Origin of the sequence: Calothrix anomala FACHB-343 (assembly GCF_014696435.1) — a bacterium.
GTDB lineage: Bacteria > Cyanobacteriota > Cyanobacteriia > Cyanobacteriales > Nostocaceae > Aulosira > Aulosira anomala_A.
In genome coordinates this window covers 1-19,651 of sequence record NZ_JACJQG010000114.1, presented here as the reverse complement: position 1 = coordinate 19,651, position 19,651 = coordinate 1, and the positions used below count along the sequence as shown (strand labels likewise).

20 protein-coding genes are annotated in these 19,651 nt (G+C 40.3%); 3 read left to right on the top strand and 17 right to left on the bottom strand.

Going from position 1 to position 19,651, the window contains the following annotated elements; translation table 11 throughout:
- Positions 1 to 49: 49 nt before the first annotated feature.
- Positions 50 to 442, bottom strand: coding sequence for a GUN4 domain-containing protein (locus H6G08_RS35690; protein WP_190551860.1), 393 nt, complete (start codon positions 440 to 442; stop codon positions 50 to 52).
- Positions 443 to 527: 85 nt separating this feature from the next.
- Between H6G08_RS35690 and H6G08_RS35685 the strand changes: the two genes are divergently transcribed.
- A protein-coding gene (locus tag H6G08_RS35685) for an ISKra4 family transposase (protein WP_190551856.1) occupies positions 528 to 1,594 on the top strand; the annotation gives its coding sequence in 2 pieces (ribosomal slippage) (positions 528 to 684 and positions 684 to 1,594; 1,068 coding nt in all).
- Here H6G08_RS35685 and H6G08_RS35680 read toward each other — a convergent pair.
- The 7 genes from H6G08_RS35680 to H6G08_RS35650 all read right to left on the bottom strand — a co-directional run bounded on the left by H6G08_RS35680 (position 1,567) and on the right by H6G08_RS35650 (position 11,503).
- Positions 1,567 to 4,011: a CHAT domain-containing protein gene (locus H6G08_RS35680; RefSeq protein WP_190551854.1), complete on the bottom strand. Its 2,445-nt coding sequence runs from the start codon at positions 4,009 to 4,011 to the stop codon at positions 1,567 to 1,569. The genes H6G08_RS35685 and H6G08_RS35680 overlap by 28 nt on opposite strands.
- A 2-nt stretch (positions 4,012 to 4,013) precedes the next feature.
- A complete protein-coding gene (locus H6G08_RS35675; protein ID WP_190551852.1) occupies positions 4,014 to 4,352 on the bottom strand; it encodes a hypothetical protein in 339 nt (112 codons plus the stop codon).
- A gap of 41 nt (positions 4,353 to 4,393) precedes the next feature.
- The gene (locus H6G08_RS35670) at positions 4,394 to 4,630 is read right to left on the bottom strand and encodes a YlcI/YnfO family protein (RefSeq protein WP_190551850.1); all 237 of its coding nucleotides are present in this window, start codon (positions 4,628 to 4,630) and stop codon (positions 4,394 to 4,396) included.
- A 236-nt stretch (positions 4,631 to 4,866) separates the two neighbouring features.
- A complete protein-coding gene (locus H6G08_RS35665; RefSeq protein ID WP_190551848.1) occupies positions 4,867 to 7,746 on the bottom strand; it encodes a type I restriction endonuclease subunit R in 2,880 nt (959 codons plus the stop codon).
- A gap of 59 nt (positions 7,747 to 7,805) precedes the next feature.
- The gene (locus H6G08_RS35660) at positions 7,806 to 8,405 is read right to left on the bottom strand and encodes a Uma2 family endonuclease (RefSeq protein WP_190551846.1); all 600 of its coding nucleotides are present in this window, start codon (positions 8,403 to 8,405) and stop codon (positions 7,806 to 7,808) included.
- Between the two features lie 97 nt (positions 8,406 to 8,502).
- The gene (locus H6G08_RS35655) at positions 8,503 to 9,207 is read right to left on the bottom strand and encodes an abortive infection family protein (protein ID WP_190551844.1); all 705 of its coding nucleotides are present in this window, start codon (positions 9,205 to 9,207) and stop codon (positions 8,503 to 8,505) included.
- 46 nt (positions 9,208 to 9,253) lie between these two features.
- Positions 9,254 to 11,503 carry a type I restriction-modification system subunit M gene (locus H6G08_RS35650; RefSeq protein WP_190551842.1) on the bottom strand — a complete coding sequence of 750 codons (2,250 nt, stop codon included), beginning with the start codon at positions 11,501 to 11,503 and terminating at the stop codon, positions 9,254 to 9,256.
- Between the two features lie 372 nt (positions 11,504 to 11,875).
- On the opposite strand from H6G08_RS35650, the gene H6G08_RS35645 reads away from it, so the two are divergent.
- Positions 11,876 to 12,139: a helix-turn-helix domain-containing protein gene (locus H6G08_RS35645; RefSeq protein ID WP_242046430.1), complete on the top strand. Its 264-nt coding sequence runs from the start codon at positions 11,876 to 11,878 to the stop codon at positions 12,137 to 12,139.
- 129 nt (positions 12,140 to 12,268) lie between these two features.
- Positions 12,269 to 12,574 carry a hypothetical protein gene (locus tag H6G08_RS35640; protein WP_242046429.1) on the top strand — a complete coding sequence of 102 codons (306 nt, stop codon included), beginning with the start codon at positions 12,269 to 12,271 and terminating at the stop codon, positions 12,572 to 12,574.
- Between the two features lie 90 nt (positions 12,575 to 12,664).
- Here the strand turns inward: H6G08_RS35640 and H6G08_RS35635 are convergent, their stop codons facing one another.
- From H6G08_RS35635 to H6G08_RS35595, 9 genes are all read right to left on the bottom strand, one after another.
- The gene (locus H6G08_RS35635; RefSeq protein ID WP_190551838.1) at positions 12,665 to 12,886 is read right to left on the bottom strand and encodes a hypothetical protein; all 222 of its coding nucleotides are present in this window, start codon (positions 12,884 to 12,886) and stop codon (positions 12,665 to 12,667) included.
- A gap of 319 nt (positions 12,887 to 13,205) precedes the next feature.
- Positions 13,206 to 13,844: a type I-MYXAN CRISPR-associated protein Cas5/Cmx5/DevS gene (gene cas5 / locus H6G08_RS35630; RefSeq protein ID WP_190551836.1), complete on the bottom strand. Its 639-nt coding sequence runs from the start codon at positions 13,842 to 13,844 to the stop codon at positions 13,206 to 13,208.
- A complete protein-coding gene (locus H6G08_RS35625) occupies positions 13,841 to 14,803 on the bottom strand; it encodes a CRISPR-associated protein (protein ID WP_242046428.1) in 963 nt (320 codons plus the stop codon). The genes cas5 and H6G08_RS35625 overlap by 4 nt, the downstream gene beginning before the upstream one ends.
- Positions 14,784 to 16,394, bottom strand: coding sequence for a type I-MYXAN CRISPR-associated Cas8a1/Cmx1 (gene cas8a1, locus H6G08_RS35620; RefSeq protein ID WP_199322868.1), 1,611 nt, complete (start codon positions 16,392 to 16,394; stop codon positions 14,784 to 14,786). Before cas8a1 ends, H6G08_RS35625 begins: the two co-directional genes overlap by 20 nt.
- Positions 16,354 to 17,016 carry a type I-MYXAN CRISPR-associated protein Cas6/Cmx6 gene (cas6, locus tag H6G08_RS35615; RefSeq protein ID WP_190551833.1) on the bottom strand — a complete coding sequence of 221 codons (663 nt, stop codon included), beginning with the start codon at positions 17,014 to 17,016 and terminating at the stop codon, positions 16,354 to 16,356. The genes cas8a1 and cas6 overlap by 41 nt, the downstream gene beginning before the upstream one ends.
- A gap of 312 nt (positions 17,017 to 17,328) precedes the next feature.
- Positions 17,329 to 17,466: a hypothetical protein gene (locus H6G08_RS35610; RefSeq protein ID WP_190551830.1), complete on the bottom strand. Its 138-nt coding sequence runs from the start codon at positions 17,464 to 17,466 to the stop codon at positions 17,329 to 17,331.
- 71 nt (positions 17,467 to 17,537) lie between these two features.
- A complete protein-coding gene (locus tag H6G08_RS35605) occupies positions 17,538 to 18,110 on the bottom strand; it encodes a hypothetical protein (RefSeq protein ID WP_190551828.1) in 573 nt (190 codons plus the stop codon).
- Positions 18,111 to 18,547: 437 nt separating this feature from the next.
- Positions 18,548 to 18,943 carry a hypothetical protein gene (locus H6G08_RS35600; protein WP_190551826.1) on the bottom strand — a complete coding sequence of 132 codons (396 nt, stop codon included), beginning with the start codon at positions 18,941 to 18,943 and terminating at the stop codon, positions 18,548 to 18,550.
- An 82-nt stretch (positions 18,944 to 19,025) separates the two neighbouring features.
- Positions 19,026 to 19,651, bottom strand: a 626-nt coding sequence (locus tag H6G08_RS35595) for an AAA-like domain-containing protein (protein WP_242046426.1), incomplete at its 5' end; no start/stop codon positions are given.

The window sequence follows — 19,651 nt, the reverse complement described above, 5'->3', positions numbered from 1 at the left end:
TAGAAGTTATTCTTATTTAGCTGGAATAAGCTCTACTAGAAGCTAGTTCTTATGTACTATATCTATCCGGTTTTTTGGGTGTGACAGTTCTGGGTGCGGAAGATAGGATTAATAATGGTAGCGAGGCAATCGTAACTGTTTCTTTACTTTCCCCTATGTCTCTCATGATTTCATAATAAATTTTATATATAGACCCCCAAGCGCGATCACAAAACTGTTCCCAAACATCATGTCCACTTAGATTTTGATAAATTCTACTCTGGATGCTAATACCCAATGTATTATTACTATTGTCAAGCCAGAGTTGATCGATTTTCCTGAGAGTCTCACAGGGAAAATTCTTTAACAAATATTTCCAATCTCGATAATTTTCTTTAACCATGACTTGGTAAAAAACCCAAGCAGTTTCTTCGTCCGCCTTGCGCCACTGTCTTTGCCTCAGAGAATTTGCTAAGGGAGCATCTCAGTTTTTTGCAAAGAGGGTAAAAATCAGTCAGGATAAGTAAGACGAGTATATTTATCTAGCGATGACTCCAGAACAAAAGCAAGCACTTCAAGAACATATTCAGGCGATCGCTAAAATATTGTACGAAGACACCTCACCAGAAAGGCTAACCAGCCTTGCAGGAATTGAAGAAGCAGTACGGAGTCAAATGCAAAAGCACATCATGCCAGAAGTAGGGGTTTTTTTATCGAAACGGTTACGGGCACAAGAACAGGGTATAAACGACGACTAAAAAGTATTTTGGGAGAATTGCCAATCACAAGTAAGCAAGCACAGCAATTGGAAGTCCCTGCGAGAAATCAACTTAGTCCGTATCTGGAAATTTGCTGTCTACGGGTGAGTGCCAATGTCACCTATGAAGATGCAGCAGCAGATATCGAGTATTTCACAGGCGTACAAGTTTCCCGTAGCAGTCAACAGAGATTGGTGCATCGTCAAAACTTTGAATTGCCGACACAAGAAGACTTGGTTGAAGAATTAAGCGTCGATGGTGGAAACATTCGTGTTCGCACTACTGAAGGTGAAATATGCGCTTGGCTTGGCTATAAAGCGATTAGCTTACATCACAATGGAATGGTGGGAACGTCCTTTCAAGATAATCAGGTTGTCATTGATTGGGTTAATCATCAACCACTGGCTAGCACAGTTACTTGTGTTGGTGATGGACACGACGGTATTTGGAAGATCGTTGACCAACTAGCTCCTGATGTCCAGCGCCGAGAAGTACTGGATTGGTTCCATTTGATAGAAAACCTACATAAAGTTGGGGGTTCGCTCAAACGCTTGAAACAAGCACAGAGTCTACTCTGGAAAGGTCAACTTGACGCAACTATTGCCCTATTTACCAATTGTAAAGGTAAACAGGCACAAAACTTTTGCCATTATCTCGATAAACACCGCGATCGCATTATCAATTACGAATACCATCAAGCTGAAGAAATTTGTTCGATTGGTTCTGGATCTGTTGAATCTGCCGTTAAACAGGTTGACCGTCGAACTAAGATTTCCGGAGCGCAATGGAAGCGCGAAAATGTACCTCAAGTCCTTGCCCATCGCTGCGCCTACCTTAATGGATTATTGTCGGTTTGAGCCACTTCAAAAACTGAGATGCTCCCATTTGCTAATGCGTCCAATAATCCATCTTCTACTAAGTCATCAGCACATTTTCTCAATTCAAATTCAAAAGCTTTATCAGCTTCTAAGTGATATTGAACTGCCAACATTTGAGCGAAGCCTTGCCTGAATCGTTCAGAATTTTCTTTATTGGCAAACTTCAACCTAAAAATTTCTTGCCATTTTTCTTCACTTCTGTTTTCTTCATTGCCCCACATCTGATGTAGTAGCTCATGAGCTTTCTGGTAGATAAAATAGACTTTTGGTGCTTCAGGTAGTTGTTGGATATTAGGGATAATATGGGGTAAAATTCGTGAAACTCGATAGACCCTATTTTCTTCTTTAACTTCAGGACTGACCTCAATTAGTCCCAAGTTTAGCCCCCTTTGTAATTGCAGTTTGTAATCAGCAATCTCATCACAAATTACTTCTAAAGCTGCCATCGGCACAGGAATTTTATAAACTAAGCAATAGCTAAGAATCCTCTGTAATGGCTTATCAATAAGCTCATATAATTCTTCCCAAATTATTTTGTTTTTCCACAGTTCAGGATTTTGTTCCAGTTTCGTTAGTTTAGTCTCTGCGTCTTGTTTGCCTAAGACTTCATTATTCAGAAATTCCAATAAGCGAGGATTGCCATCTGCTAAATTTAATGCCCGTTCTCGTAAATATTGAGGTATTTTATCAGACTGAAAATTCTCTAAGCGATTGAGTTTTTTAGTCAGTTCAGAACCTTTAAGTGGTTGTAAGCCTTGTTTATAGAAATATTCCAATAAGTCAGAATCAAAATCATAGCGACAAGTAATAATAACCCTATTGTCAGTTCCCGTTTCTTGGATGGCTTCAACTAAAGCTTCTAATATTGGGGCTGCTTGAGGTTTAAGAATGTACCTACCTGCACGGGGTTCGAGATTCCATTCAAAATCATCAAGAATCAGAAGAAACGGTTTTTCTCCCAGTTCTGCTAATTGACTGAATAGGTAACTTAATCGTGATTTTAGTTCAATCTGACTATTTTCTAGATAGGGAATTAGTTCCAGTTGCGCTGGTTTAATCAGTTTATTCTTGAGTTTTCTAATCAAATAAGATTCATCAATTTGTCGCCACCAGAGAATTTTTTCATGTTCAGGTAGCCTATCCCAAAGTCGAGAGGCGATGGTACTTTTCCCCCATCCTCCCATACCCTGAATTAATATCCCTACTTTGTCAAAATCTGTCCTCAAAGTCCGCAAACAATTCTGTAACTGACGACGACGACCAACAAAATCCTCTCGTTTAACAACCCTTAACCGATTTTCATCATCCCTAAACTCTACCGTGGTAGAAGGTTTTGGCAGTTGCTTTCTTCCCCTTGTCCTTAAGGGCGTTACTAAGGCTGTCGGTAAAGTATTCGCCACATACAGCCGTAATTTATGCCAATCGCGTGCTTGTTGGTTTATCAATGCTTGGTAGGTGGAAGATAAAGCCTGTGTTACCGTCATCCCCTGAGACAATTGGCAATAGAATTGACTAGCGGCAGCAGTAGCATCAGTGTCAAGAACTTTTTCACCCCAGCCGAGTACAGCAGTTGCACCCATGTTCAATAATTCTTCTGCCATTGAGGGAACTGCACTATCAGCAGAATAACCTGTACGGCAACCAGAGAGGAAAATTAAAGACGGGAATCGAAATTGCAGGGCATTGTAAATATCGGCTGTACTGCTATCAACTCGGTTGCCATATTCGTCTTCAGTCCGAAAGCAGGGTTGTCCATACTCATGAGTCGCATGACCTGTTAAATGAAAGATATCAAAGTATCCTGTTTCATATTCCCGAACCACATAACTTAACTCTGTTAAACAGCCACTTTCTTCTACTCTTAAATCTATTGGGGTGCGTGCGGTTGCCTGTAAAATTTTCCCTTCCTCAGCTTCATAATCTAATTCGGGTTCAACTTCTAACGGCGATGTTGCCATAAACAGCACATTCAGGGGGCGATTTTGAGGAGAGTTCGCTGTAGTTATCGCTTTACCATTGGATACCCATCGCACGGGAATAATGGGGGGTGTTTTCTCTACTAAAAAGCTATGACCATCATGCAGAAGTTCCCAAGGTAAATGAGCTAGTCCTTTATCTGTGGCGATCGCTATAATCAAACCTTGGTGATGAGGTTCTTTTAGGGCATTAGCTAAAATGCGATCGCTCTTGTCTAGCCAGTTGTAAAGTGCTTGCCCTGTGGTAGCATAATCCACCGGGAGACGGGTATAGTAGTCTGTTTCTGCTTTATCACTTAACTTTTTGATTTCAGCCAGAGGCAGTCTGTGTTCCTTGTAATCAGCAGGTTTATCCCAAAAATAGCGTAAAGAAACATAATCCTGTCCTTGCAGAGTCAAACTAATGTGGAGAATCTTCATTGCTACTTGTAGTTTTCTAGAATTTCTTTGATTTGCTCTACTGTTGCGTCTTTGAGCAGTAATCGCCGATTGTCATCAGTAACAATTAAAACTTTTTCAATCCTGGCACCACTGACATCTGTTGGGTCATGTAAGGACTTTTGATACTTCTCCTTCCACTTGTGAATGCTCTCGGCAATGGTCAATGTTCCACCTACAATTCCCACAATGGTGGCGATAGTAGCTAGGGTTCCTTCCCGCTCGACTTCTTCAATCTTTTCATAGCTACCTTCTAGTCCCTCAATTCCTAAAAGTTCTTCTGTAGCTTTTATGGCATCTTGTCCTTGGATTTCAATTTTCATATAGCTAAATTTATAAATAAAACTAAGGAGTGAGAATTTAGTTAAATGGCACTTATATTTGTACTGGAAGTATTTTTGACCAAACTTTTTAGCTCTAACATTTGGGCTTCCAATGCTTTCACTCTCTGGTCTAAAGGAATTTCGTCGCTTACATCCAGATACTGAGCCAAAGCATTTAAAATTACTTCGGTTTTGGTTAAGTGAGTCTCGGCAATGTAGACTTCTAAGCGCTTGTGAAGATTAATTGGTATGCGAATACCAATGGAAATATTAGACACTAGTATAGGAGGTGAGAAACTGTTAAACAATGTAGCACGAGGTTCACATCCCACTTGGGCATCTATCTAAAATTTTTACATTCCTTGGCTATGCGCGATCGCTCTGCAAATACCTTGAGAATGTACAGCAGTTGTAGTCTAAAGTTGCATTCCCACTTCAGCAGGTGCTAACATCTGGGCTAACTTGTTTGCATCTACTTCTACCACAGATGCGATCGCTTGCTTTGAGAACTGTTTTATTCTTCCTCCCCAAGCTCACCAAGAGCGTCATCAAATTTGTTGATGATGTCGAGTAATTTTGATACAACTCGTGCAAAGATTTTTTTACGATCTAATAATTTGGGTTTTTCGTTACAAGCACTCAGCACAGTTTCTCTTAATGGCTCTTTACCAGAAAATTTATAGTCGGCAATCATTTGATTAACAGCTTCGACGTTGAGATTTTCCTCTATACAGAGTTGCTCAATTGCTTCAATACGTTCTTGAGTCCAGAAGTTTTGAAAGACGGTTTCGACTTTTTCTTCAGGTTCAAGGGTGGGTAGCCGCTCTTCAATGAATTTCTCCAGCAGATCCCGTTTACTTCGTAATTGGGCTTCCTTACCAATGAGTTCAAGGATAGAAGCTTTTTGGCTCTGGTATTCTTCTGAGGTGATATTTGTTTTGCGATCGCGCTGGAGGTTAGCCAGCAGCTTGAGAATATAGCTGACATTGATTTCGTCTCGCTGGATCAGTTCCAGTTCAAAATCGACTTCCTCAACCAAAGATTCTTTATCGTCATCGGGTTTGGATCGCGTTTTATCATAGATGTCTAGATATTTGCTTTTATAATCTTCAAACGTTTGTTCATCCAGATTCAAGTCAGAAAAACTAAATTCAGTGAATGATTTACTGACATTCTGTAAACGGATAAGATTACGAAAGGCTTTAACAAACTTAACTTGGTCGTCTTCATTAATAAGCTTATTGACATCGTTAGGGATAGTTGCGATCGCTCTCAGTTCTTGCACACCTTGATTAAATTCCTCAATGTAGTATTCGTAGGGTTCAATGAAAATTTGTTCATTAGCATTGGGATCGGAAAAGAGAGCAACGGCTTGATCGGTATTCTCCTTAAGATTGCGAAAGCAAACAATATTACCCTGAGATTTAAGTTCGCCCAAAATGCGATTAGTCCGGGAATATGCTTGAATTAACCCGTGGTACTTCAGATTTTTATCGACATAGAGCGTATTGAGTTTCTTAACATCAAAACCCGTCAGAAACATATTGACGACTAACAGAATATCAGCACGTTCTGCGTCCTGAAAGTTTTCCCGATCCCTATCCTTCATTCGTTTGGAAATATCTTTGTAGTAAGCATAGAATGCCTGACTATCTTTGGCTGAATGTTGGGTTTGGTACATCTGGTTATAGTCCGCGATAAATTCATTCAATTTGTCGCGGCTATGGCTGCGGCTGCTCGTATCTGTGCTGATATTAAAATCAGGTTCTCCAATTAAGCCGTTTGCGTCTTCGTCTTCTTCGTTATCGCTGGGGGTAAAAATAGTAATGACTCGTAGGTCATGTAATCCCTGTTTCTGTTTATTTTTAAATGTTTCGTAATAAGTGATTAGGGTATCTACGTTACTGACGCAGAGCATAGCAGAGAATTTTCTGCCGTGGGTTTTACGGTTATGGTTGGCAATAATCCAATCAACAATCAGCGAAATTCGGTCGGGATTTTCAAAGAATTCGCGGTCTAATTTTGGTTCTGTAATGAGTGTGCCATCTTTGCGTTTGAGTTTGCCCCAATATTCGACGGAAAATTTAAGAACGTTTTCATCAGCGATCGCATTGGTAATCACATATTTATGCAGACATTCTTGGAATAAGTCTCTAGTAGTCCGTTTACCGTGTTGATTACTGGCGGCGTTATCGGCAAAGATGGGAGTCCCGGTAAAGCCGAACATCTGGGCTTTGGTAAAGAATCTGACGATATTTTTATGGGTTTCGCCAAATTGGGAACGGTGGCATTCATCAAAGATAAACACAATGCGCTTATCTTTCAAGCCTTCCATTGCGGTTTCATGACGTTGGGATTTTATCGCACGGTTGAGTTTCTGAATCGTGGTGACGATCAGGCTACTATCCCCAGCCATTTGTGTTACCAGTTGTCTGGTGTTGTCGGTGGTGTCTACACAGTCGGGGCTGAAATAATTAAATTCTCTGCTGGTTTGGTAGTCAAGGTCAGCGCGATCGACGACAAACAGCACTTTATGCACTTTGGGGAGTTGGGTGAGAATTTGGGCAGCTTTGAAGCTGGTGAGGGTTTTGCCTGATCCAGTGGTGTGCCAGATATAGCCGTTTTTATCGGTATCCTTCACTCGCTCAATAATGGCTTCTACTGCGTAGTATTGATAGGGGCGCAGTACCATCAGAACTTTGTCGGATTCGTGCAGGACAATGTATTTGCAGATCATTTTGGAGACGTGGCATTTCTCCAGAAAGCTGTCGGCAAAGTCCTCTAGTTGGGTTATGAGGTTGTTTTCTTGGTCTGCCCAGTAGAAAGTTTGTTTAAATTCTTGTTTGCGGTTGTTGGCGTAGTAGCGGGTATTGACACCGTTGGAGATGACGAAAATTTGGACATATTGAAACAGTCCATTGTCTGCACTGTAGGAATGGCGTTGGTAGCGGTTGATTTGGTTGAAGGCTTCTTTGAGTTCTAGCCCTCGGCGTTTCAGTTCAATTTGGATGAGGGGCAAACCATTAATCAGCAGGGTTACGTCGTAGCGGTTTTTGTATTTGCCTTGCTGGGTGATCTGGTTGGTAACTTGGTATTGGTTTTGACACCAATGTTCTGTGTTGAGAAATTCTAGGTAAAAGGTAGTGCCATCGTCGCGCCTGAGTTCCATTTTGTCGCGGAGGCGTTTGGCACGGTCAAAGACGTTACCTTTATCAAGGTGGTTGAGGATGCTTTTAAACTCTGTGTCGCTGAGTTCGATGTGGTTATGTTTTTCCAGTTGGGTTTTGAGGTTAGCTTTGAAGTCTTCAGCGTTGCGAAGGGTGACAGATTCGTAGCCTAATCCAGTTAGGCGAGCAATTAGTTTTTGTTCAAGTTCGGCTTCGGTTTGGGGCATAGGGGAATGGGGAATACAATAAAGGTATTATTTATTGCCTACTACCTATAAAATACTACTTATTCCCTAATGATGTCTGTTGGGGTTTCTAGGGTGAGGGTTAAACCGCGATAGACTTGTTCAATGGGAAAATTGAGGTTAATGCTTTTGAGTTCGATTGTGTCGCCTGCTTTGTAGTTGATAATCAACCAATCGCCTGCGTCGTTTTTGTGATACAGGTCGATTTCGATGCTGGTGGAACTGACTAGTAGGTAATCGATTAAGGCTGGGTTTTGGCGGTACATTCGGAATTTGCCGCCTCTGTCGTAGGCTTCGGTGCTGGCGGAGAGGACTTCGACGATTAAGCAGGGGTAGGTAATATATTGGGTTGTGGTTTTGTCGCGATCGTCGCAGGTAACGCTGGCATCTGGGTAGGTATAGTTATTACTGCCAAAGATATTGACTTTGACATCAGAATTTCCGGTGATGCAACCTGTATTTTCTAAGTGGCTGTCGAACATGGCGGTGAAGCGGATGGCAATACGACCATGATTGACGCTACCGCCACTCATGGCGTAAACTTTGCCGTCAATGTATTCGTGTTTTTCCAGTTGGGTTGCTTCCCAGGCAAAGTAATCGTCAGGGGTGAGGTGGGGGGCGTTGTCTTTGGCTGCGATCATTGTGGGGAAACTCCTGGGTTAGATGATTCGCACACTTTCATATAGAAAAATCTCTGTTGCACTTTGATTTTACACAAATAGATTTATCCGTAATGCTCTACTCTTCGTTTAATAATGCTTGCTCATCCAGGAATTCTTGTAACTGGATCTCATAGTCTTCATAGTAAAGGGTATACAGTGCTTGGCTATAAAGTATTTTTCCGTCTAAGGGATATTCTTCGTCTAGAAAGTCATTGAATTCTGGATTCTCTTTATATTGGATTAAATTTGCTTCTTCCTCTTGAGTATGTTTTTCCATTTCTTCAAGCTCTTTAGCTTGCTTTTCTAGATTAATTGCAAAAAATGAGGCTAGAGTATAGCGTAGTAAACTATCAGTTATTTCCATAACTAATCTTGCTAGCTCCATATCACTTTGAAGAATCTTTGGAACTGCCCGACCGTGTGAAATATCACCTCTTGCATTTCTTAAATTGGAAATAATACTTGCTAAACCAGAACATGAACCTGTAAATGCAGCTTCGTAAATAGTATCGTGTGCTTTCAGTAATTCCGCAGCTCTTTTAAATTGATTATGAACACGACATTCATTTTTATCATTCTCTAGTTTCTGCGGATCTGCTGTTTTATCCAAGTTTAAAATAATAGTTTTTGAAATCCCTTGAATTAAAGATAGACAACATTCAATAGTAATATCAGGATGAGGTTCTAGATTCCGTTCTGCTTTTTCGATAATAGGAATGTAATATTCAAACTGCGGGAACCTGTCTAGGTTACGACTAATTAGCTCATTTAAACTATCCATAGATCATCAATTAAACAAACATTTTTTGGATCATTCCTTTTTTAAATTATTTGATTTTCTCGATATGGAAAGATACTGCTTCGATTTTTTGATCAATGGCTGTTAAAAAATTAACAATTTTTTCTTGTTCTTCAATACATGGAAAATCAATCTTTAAAAGGCTCAAATCATAATTCGTAAATCCTTTTATTGATGTACCTTGACTTATGGAAAGTAATTTATTTTTTTGATAAATCAATAAATAAGCGAGAAAATATACATTTCCTTGATTGGGAGTGAAATTAGAAAAATCTTGGCTTGTGCAAACTTCTTGCTTAGATACAGCTATTTTCCCAACTCCCACTCTTGAAATAATTAAGATGCTATTGGGTGGAACTCTTTTGGTTGCAGATTCTTTAATAGCTGTTTCATTAATAAATCTTGTGATAGAAATTTTATATATTGAATCTTCTTCAAGGTCAGAGCTTGAAATCCAAGGAATTTTTCCACCAGTCCAATAATTTTTTTGAGATGTGCTAGGGGTGCCTCCTCCGAGAAAAGTACCTAACTCTCCTAACTTTTTCTTTTGCCAGTCGGGGAAGGGTGAGCCGATCGCATCTCTAAACCTTACCTCTTGAGAAAAGATTTTCTGCATCACGCCCCGTTTATAGGTTTGTAATAAATGGAGATTGCAACCTTGAGGAAAAGGAAGACCCAACTCATTGCAAAATTTACTGATTTCTTTATCAGCAGATTCAACAACTTCTTGAATCTGAGCCAAATCTTTAGTTACTTGAGCCAGATCAATCTCCTCCTCCTTCTCAAACGTATCTACATAACGCGGAATATTTAAATTAAAATCATTCTCGGCAATCTCCGCTAATGGGGCGCGATAGCTATACTTGTCCTCCTCTATCCTTTGGCGATAAGTGGAAACAATTTTTTCAACATCCTCATCTCGCAAATAGTTCTGATTCTTCGCCTTCTCAAAATAGGCACTGGCATCAATAAACAAAACATCATCAGGAGATTCCCGGCACTTTTTCAACACCAGAATGCAAGTCGGGATACTTGTTCCATAAAAAATATTCGCAGGCAACCCAATCACCGCATCCAACCAATTCCGCTCCTTGATTAGATACTGGCGAATATGCCCCTCTGCACCTCCTCGAAACAAAACCCCGTGGGGCAACACCACAGCCATAATGCCGTTCTCATCTAGGTGATGCAGCATATGCTGTACAAAGGCAAAATCAGCCTTAGAAGACGGGGCTAACTTCCCATACTGACTAAAGCGATCATCTGACTCAAATAGCTTATTCGCGCTCCACTGCGCTGAAAACGGCGGATTTGCCACTACTGCCTCAAACCGCATTCCCTCATGCTGGGGGTTCTCTAACGTATCCTCCTGGCGCAGATCAAAATTGCGATAATGCACCCCATGCAAAATCATGTTCATCCGCGCTAGGTTGTAGGTTGTGCGGTTCATTTCTTGTCCGTAAAAATCCCCGACTGATTCCACCTCCCGCGCCACCCGTAGCAGCAAAGATCCCGATCCACAGGTGGGGTCATACACCGACTTCAAACGACTCTTCCCCGTCGTCACAATCTTCGCCAACACCTTAGACACCTGCTGCGGCGTGTAAAACTCCCCTGCCTTTTTACCTGCACCACTGGCAAACTGCCCAATCAAATACTCATAGGCATCCCCCAGCACATCGCTCTCGGTTTCCTCTAGCCGAAAATCAATCTTATTTAGATGCACTAAAATCTTGGCAATTAAAGCATTTTTCGCCTTCGGAGTCCGCCCCAACTTCGTTGAATTCAGATCCAGATCCTCAAACAAATGATCAAAATCTTCCTCACTTTCCTTGCCCATTGTGGAGCGTTCAATACTGTTAAGCACCTGGGCGAGATCATCCAAAATAAAATTTGAAGACTCAAAATCCTCATCTGCCAGATTTTCTTCATGGGCTTTTTTCGCCCCTAATGCCCGCTCCGCTAAAGAACTGAACAACTCTGACGGCTTGAGAAAATATCCCAGCGTGGCGATTGACTCTTCACGAATCGCCTCTATATATTCTTTCCCCTCCTCAGAAGATTCATCAATCTCCAGAAAGTCAATGCCATCCTCCGCTAACACTTCATTGGCATAAAGATGCTGCCGCTCAGAGAGGTACTTATAGAAAATAAACCCTAAGCAATAATCCCGAAACTCATCAGCATTCATCTTGCCCCGAAGCGAGTCGGCAATATTCCAAAGCTGGGTTTCTAACTTTTTCTTGTGTCCGTTTTGTCCGTTCAGTCCGTTCGTCATTTATCTCTCGTACTGGGCGATCGCAAGCACTGCCAAGAAGTGGTATCTAAGCAACGTATAGACTAACACACAAGATGATTCCTTGGTACAGTGCGTAAATCCTAATATTGTGCTAAATGAGCATGGCAAGTTTATAGTCATTGACCCGCGCGGCAAAACACCGCTAAAGATGCTAATGGCTTACCAGGAATCAAAATCTCAACATTGCGATCGCATTTTTATCCACCGCAACGCAAAATTCAGTTTGCCTAAAGGGGAAACTCACTTTCACTCTAAATCCTTATAGTTTGTAAACTGTAGTAGCTCAAAATTTTATATTTTGTTTACTACTGTAGCTATTATATGAGCAATAGGGACGATAAAAAAACCAGAATGTATATTTATGTTGCAGATGTTGTAGCAGTTGCTTGGAATCAAGATAAAGGAATGCTTTTAAAGCGATTGCGGGGAAAGAAATCACGTCAAAAACTAGCTGATGAAATTGCAGCGAGGGGAGGGGAATGCTCTCATCAAAACCTCAAGAAACTAGAGTACGGTGAATCTGAAAGTGTCTCTATAAAAGTATTAGAGGCTATTTGTGCCGCATTAAATATTTCTTTAAGTGACTTTCTCAGTACTGTCGAAGTGACTAATTAAAGTTTTGAATATACTTCTTGTTTTTAGCTACTAAAGTAACTAATATATTTGATGAAAGCAAAAAAGCGATCGCCCTCCGCCAAGAGAAATGCGATCGCCTTTTGTTCAACCCCGTTAATGAGGTCACTCATGATGATTGTACAAGATGAATTTGATAACCAAGCCTTGGCTAAAACCGAGTTTGATGAATATATTGACCAACTTGCCGATCCAGTAGCACCAGAAATTGAAATTGACTCAGTACCAGATGAGTTGGGTGAACTGTATCGAGTCTGGAATGCTTCTCAACTACTTGGCACTTTCTACCAAAATCTAGAAGGGAAATGGGTAGCACAACCCTGTAATAGCGATGATAGACCATGTTGCGATACTCCTTTAGCAGCGCAAATAATCATCATCGCTGTTAATGGCTTACTGGTAGCCGACGCGGCGTAACACACAAAGCATTTATCCCATCATTTGGAGAGGTGATTCAATTCACCTCTCTTTCTTGTATGCATAGAAATTCTCTCTGGTTGATTTGCACTAAGTAGCGATCGCACTCCATCTTAAACCAGTGGGCGATCGCTTTGAGCAACGCCTAATGACATCACGCCACGAATCACCATTGCTTCCTAATAAAACAGTGCAGATCGTTCTAACTGAGCAACGCCTAACGGCATCAAGCCACGAATCACCAATTAATCGAGCCAGGGGTTTTGTATATCCATTCTGAGCAACGCCTAACGGCATCAAGCCACGAATCACCTTAATGCTTTTAAGTTCTATACCCCCAACCTTAACTGAGCAACGCCTAACGGCATCAAGCCACGAATCACAGCAAAGGTAAAAACCCTTAACTGAGGAAGGTTCATTTACAATCTTACAAGTACCTTCCAAATCGAGAAACCAAAAACGTAAAACTTAGCAAACCTTCCCTGACTTTCAGCCCCTCAAACCCAGTACCGATAAACTTTCCCAAAAATAGCAAGCACCTTTTTCCTTGCTTCAATTACCATGTCCCTTACCGTGTAAACCTTCCCCCAATTCTTTTACCCTAAATTTCCTTTCCCATAAGAGATACTTGTCAAATTGGAGATTGAATCATCGTCCATGCTAAATCAGGAGGTGGTGAGCTTGGCATTTCCTCAATCCGATACCTTAAAAATCGGGTATTTCTTGACCCCACATGGTCAACCCAATAGGGTAAGGTTAACCTGCCTCGATTATCCCTAATTGCCCACTGTCTCACCCCCTTGAGATAATCTTCCGAAACAAGTTTAATCGTTTTAATCAACTGGTCACTTTCTCCCAAAAATAAACAACCAAACCGTCTTACTAGCTCAGGATGGTCAAATGCTAACTGTATTCTCTCCCTTAAACTTGGTTGTATCTTCTCCCCCTCAGAACGAACCCAAATCAAACACTTGAGATTAGACAAAATTTCTTGATAACCGGGAATAACATTCTCTGGATGGCTAAAATCAGCATTCTTAAACCGTCTCATTTGACGCAAAATTCGCGACTTTTTGGGGCTAGATAACATCGCGATCGCCAATTCTACCCCACAGTGGCGATAGACATCCGTTTCCCCTACCAAAGACAACAACATCCCATACACTGTTGCGGGAGGCGGGACAGCATAGCTTTTTCCCATTTCTCTTGCATGGGACTCCCGAAAAGTCGCAAAGGGAACATCCAAATAGAGAATTAATGGCGCAGTCATTTTGATTTTTCTAACCCCAAATCTTTTTTAATGACTGTTTTCAAATCTTCAAGCAGTTCATTTCGATTCCGATAGATATGCGCCTTCTTAAAAGGGGAATCATCAAAATTATCTAATTGCTGTAACTCCTTAACAATTGTTCCCCCAATCCACAATTGACTAGGTTCAATCTGTCCGCATTCCACTTCATCTATAAATTCTTGTGTGAATTTTGCTTCTTTACTCTTAGGATCGCAATATTCAAAGCAATAGGAAATATATGAAGCAAAATGATTTGTCCATTGCAATACCAAACTATCGGGACAGAAAGGATAATTAAAAATATTACTACTCCCTCCTACCTTGGGCAGATTCATAATCCCATCTATCAGAGGTAAAATCCGCGAATAGTCTTTGAGATGAGTGGCATTAATTCCAAAATAATATTGATACCGAGTGGCATGATATTCTGTAAAGTGAAGCGATGTGCTATCCTTGTCTCTACCACTTTTCACCCCTAACTTGATTGCACCATCATAAGGCGTTAGCGAAACAGCCATATTCATCGCTAAAGCACCCATTCGCTGATTCGGAGTACTGCTTTTTGTTTGTTTCTTTTTTCTCTTTGTTGTTAAAGTCTCCTCTGTTTCAGCAGACTCTAATAAAGCAAACCCAAAAATATCATCATCATAAAATTGTTCTGGATCGAAATCTTCACTTGTTAACCGATTAATATGTTCTTCCTCATCCCAAACTCGATTCACCAAATAACCTTGTTTTTGAAGATAAAAGCGTAACGCCCAACGAATTGCGCTTGAACCTACAAAAGAATGAATTTTACCATTCCAATAGCCTTTTTGCAGAGTAGTCTTATTTCCTCGTCTCATGTCATGATTTAAGGATGCTAAACCATAGCGAGTGAGGACTGTTCCGTAAAGATAATAATTGGGGATATTACTGTCATTCTTCTTCTGACTCATCATTCATTTCTTCTAGTTGTTGATTGTTTGGGGTTAAACTATCATCCTTATTGATGGGTTCTTCTTTGGGTTTATAACTGGCGATCGCTAACAATGCCCAAATTCTTAGTTCTTGCCAATGTGTTTTTTTTATTAGTAATAAAATTTCTGCTTGATTTTGATTTAAATACTTATTTAACCCTCCTCTTACTAAAAAGTCGGACAAATATTCCTTAAATGACAATTCATCATAACAACAGTTTAGCTCTGCCCTTAATCGTTCAACTTTCTTCTTAATTGGAGGGTATTCTCCTGACTCTGCTTTGGCATACATTTTAGCAAAGTTGCCCTTCATAGCTTGCTGAAATACCTTGATAAAAATCAGATAATGCTTGTCTTCTTCGCTATTCTCTGCCATGATTATGAATCCTTCCCGATTGGGAAATATTTGGTTAAATAAATATTCTTTTGAATCCTCTATCACCAATTTTTCCCAAAAATTAGACCACCAATAAATTCCTGTCACTAAATTATCAGCTATCAGGGAGCGAATCGGATTTACTTTAATAAAAATTTGCTTAGGTTGAATCTTTTGATAATTGGGCTGAAAATATTTGTGAATTTGTTGATAAGTGGTTAAAGTATTTTTATCAATTTCAATTTCTTCTATTCTCATTAATGTTCTTTGACGAGAAGCTTGATTCATTTTTTCATATAACCAAACTTGACAAGCTTGATAGTAGCTGCCTTCAGGCTGAATATCGTCTAAGCTGTAATAAAGTAATCCAGCTTCACCAAGGCTACTAACATGAAGCTGTTTAGTTGCTAATTGCTGTAATCGCCATCTTCTTTGAGCAGCATATTCAAAATCCTTGATTTCTGGAATCACCACCCCGTAGCGATGAGGTTTCTTTTCCTTCAAGTCTTCTGATGGAATATGAAGTAAGCAATAATGACAAACTACTGGTACAAATAATAATGCTAAGGCGTATTCAGGTTTCTCTTCTAGTTTTGTAGTGTTCTGCGTCCTAGCATGGCGGACAATTCCCCCTAAATACAACCAACTGGTTATTTGCACATCATCCTGCCTGAGTTGTTGGGTATCTACCTCACATAATTTCTCAGCAAAGGTTTGATGTGCGTACCAAGTTAGGGATTTATATTGATACTCGACTTTTTTTTCTTCAACCGTTAGTTCAGTGTTAACTATCTCCCCTGCTTGATAAAACTTATTAAGACGCAGAAAAACAGCACATATTTCCTCATGAATATGGATTTTCTGACTTAAATCTATTGCATCATTGTCTAATCCTGCTAAATGAATTAAACCTGTATCATCTAATTGAAAAGACTCCTTAATTAACCAAGATAGAGCAACGAAATCACTTCCTTTCCAGAATAATTCAATACTATCAGCAGTCAAAAACCATGATATATGTCCTCCCCGTTGACGAGATGAGGGATATTGTTTTTCTAATTGCTTTAAAGTCCCGTCATTCCGGCGCGGTGCATTATTGTCGTATCCGCAGCATCGAGAGATAGGGAAATTTTGGGTTGGGTAGCAACCATGATCAGGTTTCTTCGTCTTCCTTGGTACGAGTCGCTGGGACAAATATTCCACACATCATCTTTCGTTTCCCGCCAATTCCTTGTTCCTGCAAGATTAAAGAATCTTCTGGGTTGAGTTCGCTGATTTTTACGCCAAATCCTCTAACTTTAAACTGTTTCCCTTCTTTATTGATAGTTAATTGTCTTTTTTGAGGTGTTCCATCTTGTCGGGTAAGAAGTTCAATTTTTCCTTGTATTCCTTTATTATCTAGTTGCCGTTGCACAGCTTCAATAAAGTTAGTCGAGTCTTGAAAACCTGTAATTATGACTAATCTGGAATAGACACTTTCTGAAGAAATTAACGGTTTGTAGTCGGGAATATCTAGTTGATAAGAATTTTGACCTATGTGAAACGCTTGACCTGCTAAATAAGGATAAATTAAAGGAATCTGTTGATGATTAATCCGAATTTTGAGGCGAGATTGAGTGGTGAGTTCAAGCAAATTGTTGCTGGTCGGTATTCCAGCAATTGGATGAATCCCAATAGACTTTAGTTCGTGAAGGATAGGACAAATACTGGACAAAGCACTATAGATAACATAACCATTATCAAGAGGAATCGGTGCGCCTCTTAGCTTAAACGTTAAGTCTACATATTCCTCACTGTGAAGTAATATGGCTGCCATAGATGGAAATTGCAAGAAAAATTCAGAGATGCCAGAGTTGGTTTAATACATCAACATCCTCTTGTGCAAAATTGTCCTCATCGTCATCGTCAACTACTTCGGTTAGACTGACAATCCAGTTTAGGCTAGGCTATTGTTCGCAACGTTCCTACTGTTTATGGGACTTTAGTAGTTACCCACAACAGACGGATAGCGAAATGTTCTATTCTATATCAGCATAAACCGCTTCTGCCCCATTTACTAGACGGAAAAGTTTTACGATCGCTCTTTGTTCCCAGATGGATAAGTTGCGATCGCACTTAATTCCCCTATCTATTCCAATCCTCGCAAGGTTAGCTGAACTGCTTCTGTTTCTTGTTGACTGACTTTGGTATGGAGATATTCAGCAATGCCACCTGTAGATTTTGGTTTTGCCTGTTTTATGCCAATCTCCTTGGATTCGGAGACCAATCCTCAAAATCTCGATTCCTGGCTGACGAAAGCTTGCTATGAGACGACCGGGACATCTTTAATCTGCAATGCTAAAAAGGGCTGCACATTGACTGACTTGATGCGCTTTCCTTAGTCATTTGGACATAAGCGACTTGTTCTCCTCCATTAGAATCGTATCCAACAACACATCGATAAGTACGTACACCTTCGTCTGAACCCGCACCATCACTTGAACCTGTACTTCCCATAAATAGCATCATCAGAAGTAGTGCAGCAGCTTTATCGGCTTGTGCTTTCTTAGCTTCTTGTTCAGCCAAGTAAGCTTTCTGTTCTTCTGGAGATAGGGTTTCAAAATACTGGCGACGACGCTCTGCCTCCAGTCGTTGCTGTTCAGTAGCTTCCCTTCGAGCAGCTTCAAATTCTTGCCGTCTGCGTTGCGCTTCTTGCCTACGTTGCTCCCGCAACCTGATTCGATTTACCTGATCTACAGTTTGGATAGTCTTTTGGATGGTTTGAAAGATATTAGCCATTACGGCAGGCTTGGTTTGACCAGATAAAGTTGAGTTAGGTACTTGCTCAATACCTTTGCCCATCGCAACACCTGGGTTAGCACTTAGAAAAGAGACGAGAGTGACAATGGATAAACCACGAACAAATTTCATACAAAAATCCCCTAAACACGTTTACTTATAGTTGATATGCCACATAAGACAAATTACTCTTTCAGCCCTTGCCTATTACTGAACACGCGCAGCCAGCTAAGTTTTTCACTTGTTTTACGTAAAAAATAAAGAGTCAACAGTTGTAGCATCACAACCTTCTGGTTTGTCCGCACAAATCTTGCGTATTATAATTACCACAGGGGAATAACCCACCTATTACTGAATGGCTGGAACATCCTTTTATTCCAATGTGGGATCTGCCTAGTTCATATCGTGATTCAGCACAGATTCAACAACTGTCACCAGAGGAATTACAAGTGCAAATCCAAGCTGAAATCTATGAGCATTAGCAGCAAATAGATGTTCTCAAGCAACAGTTACTAGCTGTAATAGGGGGTAGAACGGATAGACAAGGTATCGATTATTACGTTAAGTTTTTATCTGGAAGACTCTATATTGATATTTACAGGACATGCACCCGCAGGATTGATACAAAAAGGCATACTGTACTTTATCTTGAAATCTCCTTCCGCTCCCTGGGGAACGCTAAAGAAAATGGTTTCACCCCCAAGCTTTTTACCGCTAGCAAACATCTGACCTCTAGTGTCATAAATCTCGATATCAACATCGCCAAGATTTAAGAGAGTACTTGCCTCAAGAACATACTCCCCTGGATCAATAGTCCATGTTACCCAATCATGTTGTCCAGCATACAGGGAGCGAAACCATTTAGCCATCGCTGCTTGTGGCTGCAAAGCTTCCATCCCCAAAACTGCAAAAGCAGAAATAGCGAGTGTTGCAAGTACTTTGGTCTTCAGTGTTTTATTTAACATGGGTGTTTGTTGAATTCGATATTCTCATCAAACACTGCGGCGACTTGAGTACAAGCTGGAGATATTATTGAGTTAATTTGAGTTATATTGTTTTGTGATTGTCTTTTATTGAAGTACGGAAATATTGACGGTATAGCTCACATCTTGGTGTGACTTGATCATTTTGTAATTTAACCAATCCTAGACTATATAATTTAAACCTGACTTCCGTTGTTAAATTTACAGGATGACTGTTGCCAACAATTTCTTGCATTGCTTTCCCTAATTCTGGCTGTTGCTGCAAAATATACTCTTGCCGTTGCAGATGCTTACTATAAATACCTGCTGCTGTTGGTGCTGTTTGCAAGAATTGAGCTAAATTTATCTCTCGGTTGGCGATTTGAAATAGAGCTAAACGTACCAAAAAAGGGTGTCCTCCCACTAATTGTGTCAAGTTATTTATTTCTGTATCGTTCCAATTTAGTTGATGACGTTGGGCTAAATCTTTTACTTGCTCGTGAGTAAATTCTGGTAATTCCAACGCTAAGGGACTTCCAGAGAATAAAATATACAACTTATAAGAATGATAATCATTCTGGTGGGGAAGGAAGAGGTTGCCAACGGCAACCTCTTCCTTCCCTTTTTGTAGTAAATTCAATGATGATTCGATTTTTGAATGTACATAGGTGTCAATGGAATTAACAGATTCATTGAAAAACTTGTTGAAGG

What these genes read in the sequence shown, in the direction of transcription:
- H6G08_RS35680 (WP_190551854.1), bottom strand. Translation starts at nt 4,011, where the DNA reads ATGAAGATTCTCCACATTAGTTTGACTCTGCAAGGACAGGATTATGTT.
- H6G08_RS35675 (WP_190551852.1), bottom strand. Translation starts at nt 4,352, where the DNA reads ATGAAAATTGAAATCCAAGGACAAGATGCCATAAAAGCTACAGAAGAA.
- H6G08_RS35665 (WP_190551848.1), bottom strand. Translation starts at nt 7,746, where the DNA reads ATGCCCCAAACCGAAGCCGAACTTGAACAAAAACTAATTGCTCGCCTA.
- H6G08_RS35660 (WP_190551846.1), bottom strand. Translation starts at nt 8,405, where the DNA reads ATGATCGCAGCCAAAGACAACGCCCCCCACCTCACCCCTGACGATTAC.
- H6G08_RS35655 (WP_190551844.1), bottom strand. Translation starts at nt 9,207, where the DNA reads ATGGATAGTTTAAATGAGCTAATTAGTCGTAACCTAGACAGGTTCCCG.
- H6G08_RS35650 (WP_190551842.1), bottom strand. Translation starts at nt 11,503, where the DNA reads ATGACGAACGGACTGAACGGACAAAACGGACACAAGAAAAAGTTAGAA.
- H6G08_RS35645 (WP_242046430.1), top strand. Translation starts at nt 11,876, where the DNA reads ATGTATATTTATGTTGCAGATGTTGTAGCAGTTGCTTGGAATCAAGAT.
- H6G08_RS35640 (WP_242046429.1), top strand. Translation starts at nt 12,269, where the DNA reads ATGATGATTGTACAAGATGAATTTGATAACCAAGCCTTGGCTAAAACC.
- cas5 (WP_190551836.1), bottom strand. Translation starts at nt 13,844, where the DNA reads ATGACTGCGCCATTAATTCTCTATTTGGATGTTCCCTTTGCGACTTTT.
- H6G08_RS35625 (WP_242046428.1), bottom strand. Translation starts at nt 14,803, where the DNA reads ATGAGTCAGAAGAAGAATGACAGTAATATCCCCAATTATTATCTTTAC.
- cas6 (WP_190551833.1), bottom strand. Translation starts at nt 17,016, where the DNA reads ATGGCAGCCATATTACTTCACAGTGAGGAATATGTAGACTTAACGTTT.
- H6G08_RS35605 (WP_190551828.1), bottom strand. Translation starts at nt 18,110, where the DNA reads ATGAAATTTGTTCGTGGTTTATCCATTGTCACTCTCGTCTCTTTTCTA.
- H6G08_RS35600 (WP_190551826.1), bottom strand. Translation starts at nt 18,943, where the DNA reads ATGTTAAATAAAACACTGAAGACCAAAGTACTTGCAACACTCGCTATT.